11 protein-coding genes are annotated in these 16605 nt (G+C 69.0%); 9 read left to right on the top strand and 2 right to left on the bottom strand.

Features of this window, described 5'->3' with window-relative positions:
* Positions 1-108 precede the first annotated feature (108 nt).
* From ACFXJL_RS17020 to ACFXJL_RS16985, 8 genes are all read left to right on the top strand, one after another.
* On the top strand, positions 109-996 hold the full coding sequence (locus ACFXJL_RS17020; RefSeq protein ID WP_358878986.1) for a hypothetical protein: 888 nt from the start codon (positions 109-111) through the stop codon (positions 994-996).
* Positions 993-2804 (top strand): sacsin N-terminal ATP-binding-like domain-containing protein, encoded by a 1812-nt coding sequence (locus ACFXJL_RS17015; RefSeq protein ID WP_384693080.1) that lies wholly within the window; start codon positions 993-995, stop codon positions 2802-2804. Before ACFXJL_RS17020 ends, ACFXJL_RS17015 begins: the two co-directional genes overlap by 4 nt.
* Positions 2805-3000: 196 nt before the next feature.
* Complete coding sequence (locus ACFXJL_RS17010; RefSeq protein WP_358878988.1) at positions 3001-3198, top strand: hypothetical protein; 198 nt, start codon at positions 3001-3003, stop codon at positions 3196-3198.
* A 263-nt stretch (positions 3199-3461) separates the two neighbouring features.
* Positions 3462-4529, top strand: coding sequence for a sugar diacid recognition domain-containing protein (locus ACFXJL_RS17005; RefSeq protein WP_358878989.1), 1068 nt, complete (start codon positions 3462-3464; stop codon positions 4527-4529).
* A 183-nt stretch (positions 4530-4712) separates the two neighbouring features.
* Positions 4713-5840: a glycerate kinase gene (locus ACFXJL_RS17000; RefSeq protein WP_384693076.1), complete on the top strand. Its 1128-nt coding sequence runs from the start codon at positions 4713-4715 to the stop codon at positions 5838-5840.
* Between the two features lie 151 nt (positions 5841-5991).
* The gene (locus ACFXJL_RS16995) at positions 5992-7419 is read left to right on the top strand and encodes a GntP family permease (RefSeq protein WP_384693074.1); all 1428 of its coding nucleotides are present in this window, start codon (positions 5992-5994) and stop codon (positions 7417-7419) included.
* A gap of 764 nt (positions 7420-8183) precedes the next feature.
* Positions 8184-10250, top strand: a complete 2067-nt coding sequence (locus ACFXJL_RS16990; RefSeq protein WP_384693071.1) for a PhoX family protein — start codon at positions 8184-8186, stop codon at positions 10248-10250.
* A gap of 464 nt (positions 10251-10714) precedes the next feature.
* On the top strand, positions 10715-12022 hold the full coding sequence (locus tag ACFXJL_RS16985; RefSeq protein ID WP_384693068.1) for a serine hydrolase domain-containing protein: 1308 nt from the start codon (positions 10715-10717) through the stop codon (positions 12020-12022).
* A 132-nt stretch (positions 12023-12154) separates the two neighbouring features.
* On the opposite strand, the gene ACFXJL_RS16980 is transcribed toward ACFXJL_RS16985, so the two are convergent.
* Complete coding sequence (locus ACFXJL_RS16980; RefSeq protein ID WP_384693065.1) at positions 12155-12595, bottom strand: VOC family protein; 441 nt, start codon at positions 12593-12595, stop codon at positions 12155-12157.
* A gap of 63 nt (positions 12596-12658) precedes the next feature.
* Between ACFXJL_RS16980 and ACFXJL_RS16975 the strand changes: the two genes are divergently transcribed.
* Positions 12659-13654, top strand: a complete 996-nt coding sequence (locus ACFXJL_RS16975) for a YafY family protein (RefSeq protein WP_358878994.1) — start codon at positions 12659-12661, stop codon at positions 13652-13654.
* Between the two features lie 79 nt (positions 13655-13733).
* On the opposite strand, the gene ACFXJL_RS16970 is transcribed toward ACFXJL_RS16975, so the two are convergent.
* Complete coding sequence (locus ACFXJL_RS16970; protein WP_384693062.1) at positions 13734-16535, bottom strand: BTAD domain-containing putative transcriptional regulator; 2802 nt, start codon at positions 16533-16535, stop codon at positions 13734-13736.
* Between the last annotated feature and the right edge of the window lie 70 nt (positions 16536-16605).

The raw sequence follows: 16605 nt of genomic DNA, 5'->3' as shown, positions 1-16605 counted from the left end.
TCCTTTCCCCCACCGACCTGAACGACCCTTACAGGCGGTATCGTCCGTTTGCCAGATCGGATCCTGGCGTGCGCAGTGTGCACCACCGCGGGGAGGGCGAGCAGGACAATGAGTGACAAATCGGTTCAGGCGCTGAGCATTGAGGTCGACGACCTCTCTCTGTCCCTCGTGGGATGGCAGATCGACGAGGTCGAAGCGCGACTGGTCACCAAGAGCTACGGGAAGAAGGACCACTTCCAGGAGATAGCGGTCTCCGGCACGGTCCGGTTCCTCCCCGAGGACTGGACGGACCGCTTCGGCGGCGGTGACTACGCGCCACCCCTGCTGATCGCCCTGAGCCGTCGGGAGGATTCCTCCGCGGCCCCCCGGTACGAGCGCGTCGTCCTGGAGACCGTCAAGAAGGTGAGCAAGCGCCCCCAGCGAATCTCCCTCACGAGCCAGTCATGGGAGTGCAAGAAGCCCCTTGAGGCCGACGACATCGTCCTGCGCCTCACCGCCTTCGACGTGGAGGAGATCGACTCGGGGCTGAGCCTGCCGCCGACGAACATCACCGCCCTGCCGATCGAGGTGCTGGACGAGACCACCTACGAGTCCGTACGACTGCGGCTCAACACCAGCAGCGCCCACATCCTCCGTGACTCCTACGACAAGGTGCTGCGGGTCCACCTCGAAGGCTCCGCCGAGTTCGGAACGGCGCAGCAACTGCTCGCCGACTACCTCACGGCCGAGGACTGGCGCGATCAGGACGCGACCCTCGATGACGAGTGCCCCTTCGAGGTGGCTCTGCCCGGTCTGGTGGTGGAAGTGCTCGACGAAGCCGGGTTCCTCCTTCAAAAGCGCGAAGTCAGCCTGTACGGCCACATCGCCGTCCAGGACGGGGGGAAGCTCCCCGGGCGCCAGCCTCGCTGGATCGCGGACGTCGGCGATGACCTCGACGAGTACGCGGGGCAGCCGGTGCGTGTCGTGGTCCGGCTCGTCGATGCGGAAGACCTGTGAGCGAACTCGTCCCGCGCCTCACCGCACTCCAGGACGCGCTGGTCCGCGAACACCACCAGGCGCCCGGTCTCTTCGGGGAGATCGCCCGCATGGAGGGGCTGCTCGCCGAGACCTACCGCAATCGCGTCCCGTACGAACTGCTCCAGAACTCCGACGACGCGGGCTCGGGCACCGTACGCATCGAAGCCCTCGGCGGCGGGCGCTTTCGCTGGACCAACGACGGACGACTCCTCGACGCCGCGGACGTCGAGGCGCTGTGCCGCAGCGCGAGTTCCACCAAGACGCGCGGTGGGGATTCGATCGGCTACCGGGGCATCGGCTTCAAGTCGCTGGCCGCGGTCGCCACCCGCATCGATGTGCGCTCCGGTGACGTGGGCTTCTCCTTCGACCGTGCCGCCTCGGCCGCGCTGCTCGGGGAGACGAGCCCGAACGCCACCCCGTTGATCCGGATACCCTCCGAGATCCACCGCGGGGACCCGGTGCACGGCGCCGTCTTCACCGTGACCTGCCGACCCGAAGCCGAAGCCGGGTTCGACGCACTCGACCCGATCAGCGCCCTCTTCCTACGGAATGTGCAGCGCATCGAGATCAGCTCCGACGCCGGCAAGCGCGACATCCACATCGAGCGCGACGCCTCGGGCATCGTCCTTCGGCTGGAGGAGGGCGAAGCCCGGTTCGGGGTCCTGGTGCACGGCCGGGCGACCGTCGCCGTTCCGCTGAACGCCCGCGCCATGACGCTCACCGGAGTGCGCGGCCGACTGGCGTGCTTCCTCCCCCTCGACGACGAGGTCGGTCTGCCCGTCGTCGTCTCGGGAGACCTCCTCACCGATCCTTCGCGCACCCATGCCGTGGTCGCCGACGAATCCACCCGACAGGTCCTCGTGGATGCTGCGCGGGCCATCGCGGACAGCCTGCGCACCCCGGGCGATCCTGTTTTCGATCGGCTGTGGCAACTGGTGCTGGAGGGCGAGGACATCCGCAACCTGCTGGTGTCCCCGGGCACATCGGCCAGCAAGCTCCTGGTCACCGCGCTGCGGCAGCAGATGACGGCCCGTCGCCCGCCCTTCGCGTACTCCGGCGTCCTGCTGGAGCCCGACGACGTGGCGACGGTGTTTCCCGCGGGGGCGCCCGCGGCGCTCTACGCCCACCGCAACCAGCCGGCCGCGCGGGCCGTCAAGGCGGTCCTCGGTCTGGAGACGCTCGATCTGTCGGCGGTGTTGAGCGCACAGGGGAGCGATGCACTCTCCGAACCGCTCCAGAGCCGATTGGGCGGGCACTTCCAGGAACTCGCCCGTACGCACGGCCGCAAGCTCACCCCGGTCGAACGGGAACTCGTCGAAGCGGCGGCGCCCGCCGTGCCACCGCCGGCGCCTCCCGCCCCGGTGGTGTCCGCAGCCAAGGCCGCCCCCGCGCCGGACGGTTCCCTGCCGGCGGTCCTGGCGCGCTGGCGCACCGCCGAGATCGCCACCATGGAGTTCCTCAACGGCCGGGGCTGGAGCCTGCAAGACGTCAGCGGGCAGAACGTCGGCTACGACCTGGACGGCATCGACGCACAGGGGCGACCCGTACGCATCGAGGTCAAGAAGGTCGACCGTCCCGACGCGCGGTTCGCCATGACGAACAACGAGATGTCCCTGATGCTGACGACCCAGGGCGGCTATCTGCTGGCGGTGATCGTCGGAGACGGTCGGCATGTCGCGCTGATGCTCCTCGACCCCTCGCAGGAGGATCTGCCGCGCGAGCGGGTGTGTCGTCGGTGGGACTGGGAGTTCACCGACTGGGCGCGCTTCGCCCGAACGGTCGAGTAGCCCTTCGACGTGTCCATTACCTTGGGGACGAGGCCCTGCCGCAGCCCGTGGCCGGACCTCGCTCCCCGTGGGATGGGTCCGATCGGGTGCCGTGGTCGGCGCAGCGCGATGTGGACACCGTCACGATCACGTCGCGTCGGTAGTGTCCGCTCGACGTTCACATTCGATGGCTCATCCACGACCAAGGGACAGATCCATGCGTATGCGTACCCTGCTGGCCGCCCTCGCGCTCACCGTCGCCGGCATCGCCGGCGCTTCCACCGCCTCGGCCCACGACTTCGGCGACATCATCATCACCATCGAGCAGGACCCGCGCATCGTCGTGGGGTGCAGCCCGGGCTTCGTGGTGGACTCCGAGTCCGCGCAGTGCGGGATCTACGACATCCTCGGCTGAGATCGTGCGAGGGATCACATCGGGTCGATGCGGGCCGACACCACCCACTGACCCGATCTGATCCCCACCGCCCACCGCTCGTGAGATCTCGTACGAGTGGCTGTACGAGACGTCGTACGGGGACTCGTACGGGGACTCGTGCGGTGCGGGCACGGCCGGGGGAGAGGCCGGCAGCGTCACCGTCTTAACGCGACACCCACAACGGCCACGAACCGTTGTGCACCAACCCTGGCGTACTCCGTCTACGCGGGTATCTTGGCCCGATGATTGCCGGCACGACCGCTCAGGCCATTGTCGACGACATCGTCGGCCGCCTCGGGGTCAACGTGAACATCATGGATGAGCGAGGTGTGATCACCGCCAGTGGCGATCGATCGCGCGTGGGAAGCCTCCATGAGGGTGCCCGACGGGTACTGGAAACGGGGCTGCCCTTCTCCGTCACCGGGGAAGAGGCCCGTACCCTCCACGGCACCCGGGCCGGTGTGAACCTGCCCCTGCGGTTGGACAACGAGATCGTCGGCGTCGTCGGTGTCAGCGGTGAGCCGCGGGATGTCGGCGAGATCGCCCGGGCGATCGCGCACCTGGCCGAGGTGATGGTCATGCAACAGGCGTTCCTCGGTGAGGCCGGCTGGCGCCACCGGGTGCGACAGCAGATCGTCGAGGACCTCGTCGCCGAACGGCTCACCGTGCAGAGTTGGCGTCAGCGTCAGCAACTCGCGGGCTGCCGGGTGGAGGCCCCGTACACCCTCTTCGTCCTGCACTGCGGACAGCAGGACACGGCTGCCGACCCCCGCGAGCTGTACCGCTGGCTCGAAGTGGACGAGGCGGCCGTGCTGGTCGCCGCCGACGCCGAGGGCGCGGTGTGGGCCGTGGCCGGTGGCACCGCTGCCGTGGCCCTGCGCCGCCGCCTTGTGTCCCTGTGCGAGAGCCGCAAGGACATCGGCGTCCTCGACGCCGGTCGGTCGGAGGACTTCGCCGCCCTGGTGGAACGCACCGGGCAGGCCAGGTTCGCGATGCGCAGAAAGCTCGTGGGCGAGGTGCGCCTGTCGGACCTGGAACTCCCGGCACTGCTCGCCCGGATCGCGACCGACACCCGCAACGCCACCGCCGAACGCATCCTCGGCCCGCTCTCCGCAGAGCTCCGACACACGCTGTGGGTCTACTTCGCCCAGGACCGCAGCATCACCGATGCCGCCCTGGCGCTCAATGTGCACCGCAACACCCTCGCCTATCGGCTGGGCCGGATCGAGGACCTCACCTCGCGCGATCCCCGCTCCTTCCAGGACGCGGTCGTCCTCCAGGTCGCCCTGCATCTCACCGAGCTCGACTGAATCGTCGGGATCGGCCCACTGCGCCGGATCCGAGGTTGTGCACCGTGCACAACCTCGGGTGTGCGCAGGGGGGAAAAGTTCGTCATCCGGGCCAATACTGACCGGGCACCCCAGTACCTAGAGTTCCGACACAGCTCATCGGACTCCCCGGATGTGCTCATTCCTCCCGAAGGGCCTGGTTCTGTGCGTGTTGTTATCGCTCCTGACTCCTTCAAGGGCAGCCTGTCGGCCTCCCTGGTCTGCGCGGCGATCGAGACGGGTGTACGTCGTGCCCTGCCGGCCGCGGAAGTGGTCCGGGTCCCCATGGCCGACGGTGGCGAAGGCACCCTCGACTGCATCCTCGGTGCCACCGGGGGCCAGGAAGTCACCCTGAGTGCCACCGGCCCCCTCGGTCGTCCCGTCCCCGCCCGTTATGTTCTCTCCGGTGACGGCGGGTCCGCGGTGGTGGAACTCGCCGCCGCATCGGGACTGCCCCTGCTCGCCGAGGGCGAGCGGGACGCGCTGCACGCCGACACCACCGGCACCGGCGAACTGATCGCCAACGCCATCGAACGCGGAGCGCGGGACCTGCTCGTCTGCATCGGCGGCAGCGCCAGCACCGACGGCGGTACCGGTCTGATGCGTGCGCTCGGCGTACGGTTCGAGGATGCCGAAGGCGTCGAACTGCCTCCCGGCGGCGCGGCGCTCGCACAACTGGCGCGCATCGACGTCAGCGGGGTGAAGGACTCCGTCCGTCAGACGCGCTTCCGCATTGCGTGCGACGTCACCAACCCCCTGGTCGGCCCCGAAGGTGCAGCCGCGGTCTTCGGTCCGCAAAAGGGCGCCACCCCCGAACAGGTACGGCAACTGGACAGCGCCCTCGCCCGCTTCGGTGATGTGCTCGCCGAACAGTTCGGGGTACGGGTGCACGATCTGCCCGGCGCCGGAGCGGCCGGCGGCACCTGCGGCGGCATGGTCGCCGTCCTGGGCGCCGAGCCGGTCCGTGGTTGTGAACTGGTCGCCGACACCGTCGGGCTCCCGGCGGCGCTCACCGGCGCCGACCTGGTGATCACCGGAGAAGGCAGGCTCGACCGACAGAGCGCGGCGGGCAAGGTCGTCTCCATCGTCGCGCGGCTCGCCCGGGAGCGTGGTGTCCCCGCCGTCGCACTCGCCGGTGAGATCGTCCATCCGATCGACGAACTGCACGAGATCGGTCTGACCGCCGCGCTCAGCATCGCTGACGGTCCCCGGACGCTGTCCTTCATGACCGAGTCGGCGGATCAGCTGCTGGCTGCCGCCGCCGAACAAGCCGTGCGCCTGCGGTCCCGCTGACCCTCCCCCTGCCCCACTGCGCGCACTGCCCCACCGAGCCGCCCGTACGCACCGCATCCCCTGATCTACCCGAGGGCTCCCGTCCTGCCCAGGACCGGCTCCCTTCCGTCCCCGTACCCGCAACGCCGTTCCTGTCCCCGCAAGGAGTCCCATGAGCACCGCTGGACCCGCCCTGCTCGCCGCGTTGGCGGCAAGCATCGGCCTGATCATTCTTCTGTGCGGCCGTTTCAAGATGCACCCGTTCCTGGCCATCGTCCTCGCCACCTACGCCTTCGGCCTGGTCGCGATGGGCATCGGAGCCGCGACCGACTCGGACCAGGCGTACGTCGACAAGCTCGGCACCACCATCGCCGAGGGCTTCGGCGCCATCCTGGCCAGCATCGGTCTGGTGATCCTCTTCGGCACGATCATCGGCAAGGTGCTGGAGCGCACGGGTGCAGCCGTCACTCTCGCCGAAGCCGTGTTGAAGGTCGTGGGCAAACGCCACCCCGCGATAGCCATGTCCCTGATCGGCTGGGTCGTCTCCATCCCGGTCTTCTGTGACTCCGGCTATGTGGTGCTCTCGCCGCTCCAGCGTTCGATCGCCCGCAAGACCGGCAAGAACCCCGTGGTCCTGGGCACAGCGCTCGCCACCGGCCTGTACGCGTCCCACACCTTCGTGCCGCCGACCCCCGGCCCGATCGCAGCGGCTGGCAACGTTGGCATCGGCTCTGACGGACTGATCTGGGTCATTCTCTTCTCCATCCCGGTCTCCCTCGTCGCCGCCCTCGCCGGACTGGCCTGGGCACTGCGCCGCACCGGGAACCTGGAGAGCAAGCTCCCTGACGCCAAGCAGACGTTCGAGGAGTACAAGGAGCAGTTCGACCACCTCCCCAGCCTGTCCCGCGCCCTCACCCCGATCCTCCTGCCGATCGTGCTGATGGCCGTGGGTTCGGTCGCCGCCTTCCCCTCGGGTGACGGCACCGTGATCGACGGCGCCTTCGGCAGTCTGCTCAAGGACCTCGGCGCCCCGGTCAACGCCCTCCTCATCGGTGTGCTGCTGGCACTTCTGCTGCTCCCGAAGAAGCTCGACGCCAAGGCGCTCACCACCTGGGTCGCCGAAGGACTGGTGGACGCGGCTCCGATCCTGGTCATCACCGGTGCGGGCGGCGCGTTCGGTGCGGTGATCAAGGGCACCCCGATGGCCGACTACATCGGCACCCTCATCGGTGACGGTTCGGCGGTCAGCGGACTCACTGCGCTGCTCGTCCTGTTCGCCCTCGCGGCACTGCTCAAGACCGCGCAGGGCAGCACCACCGCGGCCCTGATCATCACCTCCACCCTGGCGCAGCCGCTCCTGCCCGCACTGGGTCTGGACGGGACGATGGGCGCGATCCCGATCGGCCAGGTCATGGCGGTCCTCGCGATCGGTGCGGGTTCGATGGTGGTCAGCCATGTCAACGACTCCTACTTCTGGGTCGTCTCGCAGTTCTCCGGCATGAACGTCAAGACGGCATACCGGGCCCACACGGCGGCGACCCTCGTCCAGGGCGTCACGGCGCTCGCCGCGGTCATGCTCATCGGAGTGTTCGTCCTGTAGCCCTGTAGCTCTGTAGCCCTGTCGTTCCCTGAAGTCGGTGATGGCAACGGGCTCCTGCCGGCCGCTGCCACCACCGGTCCCCACAGTCGGGGCGGAGCCCCGGGTCGACCGCCGATTCCGACCCCGGGTTCCGCCCTCGTCCCCTTTCCGGGTCCCGCCCTGACTTTCGGAAAGGCCCGCCCGTCGGGGTGGTGGGGAGTCCGTGCCACGGACTCCCCACCATGGACATCCACCACCGGTGCACCCGCCTTCTGGTCATTCCCTCCTGGGGTTCCGTTCTGGAGGGGCCGTTCCGAAGGGGCCGTTCTGGAGAGGAAAGCCGCCTATTTCCTGGAAACCGGTGAGCGCCGGGAAAGGCATCACCGGTGGCCTAGCCCGTAGCGGACCTGACATTGGTTATTCGAAATTGTGCGCAACGAAAGGTGGTGGCTCAGGATTTCTCATCGGCTAGGAATATGTAGGGGGTCTCGGCTTCGGTTCGCTATGGACTGACCTTGTTTCGCCATGGACCGCCCTTGTGGCGATGTCGGCTGGCTATCACTGTGACCGGATATTGCAGAGAGATAGATGTTCACTCTCTCTCTGATCAGGCATGTTCGCAGGCATGTCCATGGCCAGGCGTCTGTGCGTGTAATGGCCATGATTATTGATTCGACTTCTTGGAACTCCAGATCCATTGTCTTGTGACCTGGTTCATATCCCCTTAGTGTCTGGCCGGGAAAACTCCCAAAGCTGTCGGCGCCATCGCGCCGGAGGAGGACACAGTGCGCAATATGCTGCCGCTTCTGAGCTCCAAGCCGCACCAGGGCGGACGTTCCGCGCTCACCTGCCGATACCGATGCGGTGACGCCTGTTTCCAGGAAGTCCCCAACACCAGTGACAACGAGTACGCCGCCGACATCATCGCCGGAGCGCTCTCCCGTCGGTCCGTGGTGCGCGCCGCAGCCGTGGTGACCGTCGCCACTGCCGTCGGCGCCGCGAGCGTCGCCGGCCCCGGCGGGGGCGGACGGGCGCACGCTGCCGCAGCGGTCTCCAGGGGGGCGGGGCACGGGCGCGCCGATGGCGCCCGTGGCCTGCGCTTCGCACCCGTCGCACCCAATGTGGCCGACACCGTCACCATCCCCTCCGGTTATCGGCAGGACATCGTGATCCGCTGGGGCGATCCGATCCTGCGCGGTGCGCCCGCCTTCGACGCCGAGAGGCAGACGGCCAAGGCGCAGGCCGGCCAGTTCGGCTACAACAACGACTTCCTCTCGCTGCTGCCGCTCCCCGGTGAGCGCGGTCGACAGCTCATGGTCGCCAACCACGAGTACACCAGCGAGTGGTTGATGTTCCGCAACTACGACCCCCAGAACCCGACCCGCGAACAGGTGGAGATCGGCTGGGCCGGGCACGGTCTGTCGGTCGTGGTGGTCCAGGAGGAGCGGGGTACGGGCCGGTTGACCGCCGTCCCGCGCCACCGCCTGAACCGGAGGATCACCGCCACCACGGAGTTCCGTGTCACCGGGCCCGCGGCCGGTAGTCCCCTGCTGAAGACATCGGTCGACCCGTCGGGCACCCGAGTCCTCGGTACGTTCAACAACTGCGCGGGGGGCGAGACACCCTGGGGGACGACGCTGCACGGCGAGGAGAACATCAACAACTACTTCGCCCACTCCAGCCGTCCCACCGACCGGCGCTACGGGCTCGCCACGGGGGCGACCGAGCGCAAGTGGGAGCGGTTCGACAAGCGCTTCGACGTCCGACAGGAACCCAACGAAACACATCGCTTCGGCTGGGTGGTCGAGCTCGACCCGTACGACCCCGACTCCACTCCTCGCAAGCGCACCGCGCTGGGCCGCTTCAAGCACGAGGGTGCGCAGCCCCGGCTGACCGACGACGGCCGTCCGGTCGTCTACATGGGTGACGACGAGCGCTTCGAGTACTTCTACAAGTTCGTCTCGTCGAAGCGGATGAAGAAGGGCAACTCCCGTGCGGCGCGCGAACACAACCTCACCCTGCTGGACGAGGGCACACTGTATGTCGCCAAACTGACCGGCGACAGCCCGGAGTACACCAACGGCAGCGGTACGGGCGCTCATCCGGCCGACGGTGAGTTCGACGGCTCCGGTGTGTGGATTCCCCTGGCGACGGACAAGGTCTCCCACGTGCCGGGGATGACGGCGGATGAGGTGTACGTCTTCACCCGGCTCGCGGCCGACAAGGTGGGGGCCACCAAGATGGACCGGCCCGAGGACGTGGAACCGTCCCCGCGCACGGGCCGGGTGTACGTGGCGCTGACCAACAACACCGAGCGTGGCAACCCCGGCAAGCCGGGCGCGGACGAGGCCAATCCGCGGAACTTCAACAAGCACGGTCAGATCCTGGAGTTGGCGGAGAACTGGGACGATCCGTCGAGCGACGGCTTTGCCTGGCGGCTGTTCCTGGTCGCAGGTGACCCGAACGACCCGCAGACCTACTTCGCCGGCTTCCCCAAGGACCGGGTGAGCCCGATCTCCTGCCCGGACAATGTGACGTTCGACCCGCACGGCAATATGTGGATTTCCACCGACGGCAACAAACTCGGTTCCAACGACGGGCTGTTCGGTGTGGCCACCCAGGGCGAGCGACGTGGTGAGCTGAAGCAGTTCCTCACCGTGCCGATCGGGGCGGAGACTTGCGGCCCGGTGATCCAGGACCGAAGAGTCCTCGTCGCCGTCCAACATCCGGGCGAGACCGATTTCGCCACGGTCGAGAAGCCCGACAGCACCTGGCCGGACGGCCCGGGCAAGCTCGTCCGGCCGGCCGTGGTGTCGATCTGGCGCAAGGACGGTCGGGACATCGGCGTCTGACGTCCGCGCGTCCAGGTACCCGGCGGTCGAGGCGACGGGAGCGGTTTCCTCGGCGGCCGGGCACACCCCTGTTCGGTCTGCCCGGTCTGCCCGGTACGGATGACCTGCGGCCGTTCCTCGTCTGACGGTCGCCCGGCATCGAGGCCCCGCGCAGTCAACCCCCGATCCCCTGACCGGAGTCCTCATGGGTGCCGAAGTGAACACCGAAGGATGCCGAGGTGAGTGCCGCGGCCCGTGTCCTCCTCGCCGTCCGACGGCCACTGAGCCGTGGCCTTCGACCACTGAGCCGTGACCCAGGAACTCAAGCGGCGATCTAGGAATTTCCTCCGAGAATCAACCATCTCATCCCTCTTTGCGGTCTGTTGCGATGCGGGGCGGTCCCAGCCGAACCAGGGCGCCTCCCCCACATCAGGACCGCGCGGCCCACCCCGGCCCGCGGCGCAGCGAACCGTAGGGAGTCGCACATGTCAGCACGAGGGAGAGCGCGTACGAGTGTGGTGGGCCTGATGGCTGTGGCGCTGGCCGCCTCCGCCTTCACGGCACCGGCGCAGGCCCGCTCGGACGGTACCGACCACCATCCGGACCGCTCCGCACACCGAGGAACACAACAGGCGATGGAGTCCATCGTCCGCGGCGGCATCCCTGGCGTCACGGCGCAGGCCCTGACCGAGGACGGCGTGTGGAAGGCCACGGCGGGCGTCGGCAATCTGAAGACCGGTGCTCCGCGCCAGGCCGACGACCGGTTCCGTGTCGCCAGCATCACCAAGACGTTCGTCGCCACCGTCATGCTCCAACTGGAGTCGGAGGGGCGACTTGACCTGGATGACACGGTCGACACCTGGCTGCCGGGAATGGTGCGCGGTCAGGGGCACGACGGACGGAAGATCACCGTACGACAGCTGCTCAATCACACGAGCGGGGTCTTCGACTTCATCAACGATTCCGCCTATGCGGCCAAGTACCTCGAACCAGGCTTCTACCAGAACCGCTTCAAGACCAGAACGCCTCAGGTGGCGGTCGACGCCGCGATGTCGAACCCACCGACGTCGGCGCCCGGCACCGAGTACGCGTACTCGAACACCAACTATGTGCTGGCCGCGCTGATCATGGAGAAGGCCACGGGGAGTACCTATGAGCGCGAGGTCCGCGACCGCATCATCAAGCCGCTGAAGCTGCGGGCCACCGTCATGCCGGGGAACAGCTCCCTCATGCCGCGACCGAGCAGCCGGGCGTACTCGAAACTGACGCGCGATCCCGCCGCCACCAAGATCTACGACATCACCCTGCAGAACGCGTCGCAGACCTGGGCCGAGGGCGACATCATCTCCAGCGCGGGCGACCTCAACCGCTTCTTCAGTGCACTGATGAAGGGGAAACTGCTCTCTCCGCGCCAGCTGAAGGCCATGAAGACCGTAACGCCCGGTTCGGACTACGGGCTCGGTCTCGAACGGCTCACCGCGAGTTGCGGCAAGACGCTGTGGGGACACGGCGGAAGCTGGGTCGGCTCGCTCTCGTACGCGGTGGCCACCGAGGACGGCCGCCATGCGTTCGCCTTCAACCTCAATGGTGACTGGAGTTCGGCGGGAATGCTGGAAACGATGGAGGCCGAGTTCTGCGGCACTCCGCGAGCGGACGGGCAGGCCACCGAGCAGAGGAGTGCCGACGGCTCGGGTGCGGGAAGCGCAACCGACACACCGTCTCCCCACAACACCACCTCGGACGGGATCTCGGGGACCTCCCAACGCATCCACCCCGTGACCGTCACGCGCTGAGCCGGTGGGCAGCGCGCGGCGGTCACACTTCCAACACGACCGCGCTGCCCACACGACCGCGCACCCACAACACCGGCCCACGGGCCTCGGAAGCCGCAGGTGCGCGGTCGTGGATATGGGCCGCCCGTGCCGTCAGCTCCCCGTGGAGATGCAGAACGGGTGGCCTGCGGGGTCCAGCAGGACCCTCCGCTCATCGGCGTGTGGCTGAACCGGAGGCTCCACGGCGCCCAGGGCCAGCATCCGGGCGTGGGCGGCCTCCAGGTCGTCGACGCCCAGTTCCATGTGCGCCTGCTTTCCCTGGGCCGGGTCCGGCCAGGTCGGCGGCCGGTAGTCCGCCACCCGGATGAACCCGAGACCGGGTGCGCCCTCCCGACCGAGCAGGACGAAGTCATCGCTGGAGTAGATGACGGGCAGGCCGAGAGCGTCGCCGTAGAAGCGGGACAGCACGATCGGGTCCGGGCAGTCGAAGTCGATGGACAGCATGCGGATCGCGGGCCCGGACGCGGTGTCGGTGCCCGACGCGGCTTCGGTGTGCGACGCGCTGTCGGTGCTCACAGTGGTTTCGGTACTCATGGGGAGGACGCTAGGACGGGATCAGGACAGGTTCGGTCCTGGTCATGGGGAACACTTCGGGATGTGATCAGTACCTCCACCCGTCTGCTGCGACTGGTCTCACTGCTGTCTACCCGATCGACGTGGACCTGCCGTGAGCTGGCCGAGCGCATGGCGGTCACCGACCGCACGGTCCGACGGGACATCGCCCGACTACGGGAACTCGGCTATGGCGTCGAGTCCGACCCGGGGCCGTGGGGCGGCTACCGCCTCGGCGGCGGCACCCGGGTGCCGCCGCTGGTCCTCGATGACGAGGAGGCGTTCGCCGTGGCTGTCGCCCTGCGCGAGGCCGCACTCAGCGGCGTCCTGGGCAGCGATCAGGCCGCACTGTCGGCGCTGCTGAAACTGCGGCAGGTCCTACCGCCCCGGATCGCGGGCCGACTGGGCGAGATGGACGCCACCTTCGTCCACACTCCCCGGCCCGAGGGACGCCAGATCCCGCCCGATGTGCTGCGGGAACTGGCCGCCGCTTGCCGCAGTGAGGAGCGCACCCGTCTGTCGTACCGCGATCACGCGGGCAAGGCGACGGTCCGGGAAGTCGACCCCTACCGCCTGGTGCACACGGGCCGCCGCTGGTACTTCGTCGCCAGGGATGTGGCCCGGGACCAGTGGCGGACCTTCCGGGCCGACCGGGTCGTGGGCGTCCAGTCCACCGGACGGGCGGTCGAGTTCGTGGACCCTCCCGACCCGGCCCTCCTCGTCTCCCGAGGCATCGCGAGCGTCGTGTACCCGCTCTATGTGACAGTCCGGCTACCGCACCCCATGGACCGCGCACTCCAGGTCGTCCCGCCGACGATCGGCACCCACCGCGCCGATGGCCCGGACGCCACCATCGTCGACATCGGCGGCAATGACACCGAGCAGCTCGTCGTGTACCTCCTGGGCCTGGGCACCCCACTACGGGTACTGTCCCCGGACCACGTACGAGAGGCACTGGTACGCCGCACCCGGGACCTGCTCGCGGACAACACAGCCGATCGGCCCCCGGACCCGGCGCGTTGTCCCAACCCAGAAGCCTGACTCAGGAAGCTGACTCTGAAGCCTGACTCAGGAAGCTGACTCTGAAGCCTGACTCAGCGAGCTGACTCAGTGAACCGTCTCAGGGAACCAGGGGGTCGCTTCCCTCGGCCATGCCGCGAAGCCCGGCCAAGCGCTCCCGAACCGCGTCGGCCTCTGGGTCCCACAGGGCGTCGAACATCGCGGCGGCCCGCTCCCAGATCTCCTCCGCCTCCGCAGGACGGCCGGTCGCCAACTTGGTGTCGCCCAGCCTGACCAGGGTCTCGGCCTCGTGGTAGCGGTCGGCCGAGGACCGGAACAGCTCGATGGCCTCCTCATAGCTGGTCACCGCCCGGTCGTAGCTGGCCAGGTGGTGGTAGGCGAACCCCAGGCTGTCCAGGGTGGCGGCCTGTCCGTTGCGGTCGCCCGCCTGCCGTTGTCGCTCCAGCGCACGCGTGCAGTGGTCGATGGCGGCCGGGTAGTCGCCCTGCGCGGCGTGGAGCCAGCCCATCGCGTTGAGGGTGCGTGCCTCGCCGTCCCGGTTGCCGGAGAGCCCGTACAGGCGCAGTGCCTCCCGCCCGTGTTCCAGCGCCTGGGCCAGCCGACCGCTCATGTAGCAGAGCTCGACGTAGTTGTGCAGGGTCTGGGCCTGCCCGTTCCACTCGCCCAACCGCTCGTACAGCCCAAGGGCCCGGCGCAGTAGCTGCTCGGCGGTGTCGAGGGCGCCGAGTCGGGAGTCGGCCCGGGCGAGCAGCCGACAGGCCATGGCCTCGCCGACCTCGTCACCGGACCGTTCGGCGGCAGCCAACGCGGTCTCCTGGACCGTGCGCTGGTCCTGCCACTGACCGAGGGGCGCCAGATAGGCGGTGAGTGCCCAGGCGAGCTGCCAGCTGTACGTTTCGAAGCCGTACGCCGCGGCCTGCGCCACTGCCCGCAACAGCACCTGGCGCTCGCCGGCGAACCACTCAAGGGCGGCCTCTGCGTCCCGGGCGCACTCGCCGCTGTTGGACGGCAGCCGTGGCACGGGCACGACGGCCGGCCACTGCGGCTGTACGAGCACGGCGGCGGCGTGCGCGCGGTGCAGACAGTGGTCGTAGAACCGCTCCCGGGCCTGGAGCACACCGGAGGCCGGCTCGGTGGTCCTGACCAGTGAGGTCGCGTACGTCCGCAGCAGATCGTGGAACCGATGGCGGCCGGGACGGTGTTCGGTCAGCAGGTGCAGCCGGGTCAGCTCCCGCAGGAGGGGTCTGACGGAGTGCACCGGGGCACCGGCCAGCGCAGCCGCGGCGTCCAGGGTCAGATCAGGCCCCGGGTGCAGCCCGAGCAGCCGGAACAGCCGGGCCGCCTCCTCGGACAGGGCCAGATAGGACCAGGACAGGATCCGCTGGGCGTCGCCGTCCTCCAGTACGTCCAACAGGGCGCCGGTGGGTCGGAGTTCGGCCGCGAAGGAGTGCAGGGGGAACGTCGGGTGGTTCGCCACCCGGGCGGCGACGACGGCGAGGGCGAGGGGCAGCCGCCCGGTCAGGGCCACGATGTCGGCGGCGGCGTCCGGTTCGGCTGCCACCCGCGGGCCCAGCCGACGGGCCAGCATCCGGGCCGACTCCTGGGCGCTCAGTACATCGAGGGTCAGCGTCCGTGCGCCTTCGGACGTCACCAGCCCCTGGAGCCGATCGCGGCTGGTGACGATCACCACGCTGGTCCCGGCGCCGGGGAGCAGCGGCCGGACATGGGCGGAGTCCCGGGCGTTGTCCAGCACCATCAGCATCCGGCGGGAGGCCAGGAGGCTACGGAACAGGCCCGCCCGCGCCTGCGTACCGGACGGTATCCGGGCCTGCGGTACGCCCAGTGCCTGAACGAACCCCTGGAGCGCGTCGGACGCGGACACCACCCCGCTCTCGTCGTACCCCCGCAGGTCGACATGGAGTTGCCCATCGGGGAACCGGTCGGCGACCCGGTGTGCCCAGTGCAGCGCGAGTGTCGTCTTGCCGACGCCGGCCATTCCGGAGACGGCTGTGATCACGACGCCCGACATCTGGTCGTCCGTGCGGTGGAGACTGGAGTCGAGCGCGGCGATGGCCTCCTCCCGACCGACGAAATCGGGCGTGATCAGGGGAAGTTGCTGGGGGCGCGGCGGCGGTGGCGGTGAGTCACTTCCGACCGTGGTCGATCGCTGTTTGAGGATGTCCTGGTGCAGTTGCGCCAGTTCGGGCCCGGGTTCCAGACCGGTTTCCCGGACCAGCGCATCGCGCACTGTGCGGTACGCCTCCAGGGCTCCCCCCACATCGCCCACCCGGTACAGGCCGAGCATCAGATGGCCCCAGGCCCGCTGGCGCAGGGGATGGGACGCCACCAGTCTCCGCATCCGCCGCACCGCCTGCGAGAGGTCGCCCTCCGCGAGCAGCGCCTGTGCGTAGTCCTCCTCGGCGTGGCACCGGCGTTCCTCCAGACCGGTCGCCCACGGCACGAGCACGTCCGGCAGCGCGAGTCCTTCGAGGACCCGGCCGCGCCACTCGGCCAGCGCTCGGGACAACTCCTCGCAGGCCAGGCCGGGATCATCGGCCGCCAGGGCGCGGCGGCCCCGGAAGGCGGCCTCGTCGAAGCGTTCCACGTCCGTGGCGAGCGGTGGGACGCGGAGCAGATAGCCACCGCGGGTGTACGGCATGCCGTCCCAGGAGCCGTCGCCGCCCAGGGCGCCGCGCAGCCCCCGGGCGTACGTCCGCAGATTGGCGGCGACGGACGCCGGCGGGTCTTCGCCCCACAGGGCGGCCACCAGCACCCCGGTCGGCACGGTCTCCGAGGGGCGGCTGAGCAGGGTGGCCAGCAGCAGGCGCTGCTTGATCGAGCCCAGGGGGATGCGTTGCCCGTCGAGTGTGACCTCCAGGGGGCCCAGGAGAGCGAAGCGCACCGTCACCAACCATGTCGCGAGAGCGGCGCCCACAACGTGGGCTGTCCGAAACCGAGTTGTGCATATGTCG

Source organism: Streptomyces sp. NPDC059256, assembly GCF_042753785.1.
In the GTDB taxonomy this organism is placed as follows: Bacteria; Actinomycetota; Actinomycetes; order Streptomycetales; family Streptomycetaceae; genus Streptomyces.
The sequence above is the reverse complement of the archived record's forward strand: the minus strand, read 5'-3'. Positions and strand labels throughout refer to the sequence as shown.

Bases quoted from the DNA above. Each gene is read 5' to 3' on its own strand.
- ACFXJL_RS17020 (WP_358878986.1), top strand. From the start codon at position 109: ATGAGTGACAAATCGGTTCAGGCGCTGAGCATTGAGGTCGACGACCTC.
- ACFXJL_RS17005 (WP_358878989.1), top strand. From the start codon at position 3,462: ATGATTGCCGGCACGACCGCTCAGGCCATTGTCGACGACATCGTCGGC.
- ACFXJL_RS17010 (WP_358878988.1), top strand. From the start codon at position 3,001: ATGCGTATGCGTACCCTGCTGGCCGCCCTCGCGCTCACCGTCGCCGGC.
- ACFXJL_RS16995 (WP_384693074.1), top strand. From the start codon at position 5,992: ATGAGCACCGCTGGACCCGCCCTGCTCGCCGCGTTGGCGGCAAGCATC.
- ACFXJL_RS16985 (WP_384693068.1), top strand. From the start codon at position 10,715: ATGTCAGCACGAGGGAGAGCGCGTACGAGTGTGGTGGGCCTGATGGCT.
- ACFXJL_RS16980 (WP_384693065.1), bottom strand. From the start codon at position 12,595: ATGAGTACCGAAACCACTGTGAGCACCGACAGCGCGTCGCACACCGAA.